This is a genomic window from Christiangramia aquimixticola (genome assembly GCF_048285835.1).
GTDB classification, from domain to species: Bacteria; Bacteroidota; Bacteroidia; order Flavobacteriales; family Flavobacteriaceae; genus Christiangramia; species Christiangramia aquimixticola.
On the sequence record NZ_JBLVTL010000173.1, the window covers coordinates 1 to 312 of the forward strand.

1 protein-coding gene is annotated in these 312 nt (G+C 49.7%); it reads left to right on the forward strand.

Translation table 11 applies throughout. The annotated features are described in order from the left end of the window. Positions 1–28 precede the first annotated feature (28 nt). Positions 29–312: hypothetical protein (locus tag ACNKXV_RS13995; protein ID WP_417908331.1), on the forward strand; the 284-nt coding region annotated here is incomplete at its 3' end.

Sequence of the window (312 nt, forward strand, 5' to 3'; positions counted from 1 at the left end):
CTTATTTTCCCTACCTAATCTACTTACCATGAGAAAACAACTACTTCTTCTTTGGCTTTTTGCCCTGACCGTTCAGGTGGCATTTGCCCAAGATGCACCCAAACCCATGTCCTGGAAAGATGTGGCCACCTGGAAATCCATGCCCAGCGGAGGATTCAAGCTTTCGCCCGACGGTCAATGGTTGGCCTATGTCCTTACCGGAATCGAAGCGGATGGTGAACTGATCCTCCAAAAAACCGCTGATCCGGCTAGCAAAAAGTCCTTTCCGATCGGAAATGCCAGCTTTGCCAGCTTCGAATTCAGCGACAACAG